Origin of the sequence: Paraburkholderia tropica (assembly GCF_914484835.1) — a bacterium.
Classification (GTDB): domain Bacteria; phylum Pseudomonadota; class Gammaproteobacteria; order Burkholderiales; family Burkholderiaceae; genus Paraburkholderia; species Paraburkholderia tropica_A.
Window position 1 is genome coordinate 1 of the sequence record NZ_CAJZAR010000053.1, and the last position, 483, is coordinate 483.

General features: G+C 66.7%; 1 pseudogene. It reads right to left on the minus strand.

The window, feature by feature from the left end:
- Positions 1 to 483 (minus strand): annotated as a pseudogene (locus tag LDO54_RS18135) (YadA-like family protein); the annotation flags it as partial.

Here is a 483-nt window from a genome sequence, read left to right on the forward strand (position 1 = left end):
CCGCGCCCTTCGAGGCGCCGTCATAGGCCACGAACGCATTCGTGACGTTGCCCGACGTGTCGACCTGCGCACCCATTGCCTGCAACTGCGCCAGGTTCACGGCGTCACGCGACTGCGTAGCATTAGCAACGTTCGTCAACTTGACCGGCGTCGACGCGTTGGCGCCGCCCAGCGTGAGCTTGTCGTGCGCGCCCGAGTCATAAACCACCGCGTCTACCGAGCCGCCTTGCGCGACCGCTGCGATGGCATCCAGCGCCGTGCCCACGTTGTAGAACGAGCTGCCGCTGACAACATAGGTCGGCGTGCTGACCGTGCCGTTCGAATTGACAGTCGTGTGGCCGCCCAGCGCGGCTGCCGTGGAGGACGCCAGACCGTAAAGCTGCGAGCCGTTCACGGCTTCGTTGCTGGCCGCGCTCACCGTGCCTGCCGCCACATTGCGCAGCACCACCGGCGAACTTGCGCCCACACCGCCGAACGTGACCG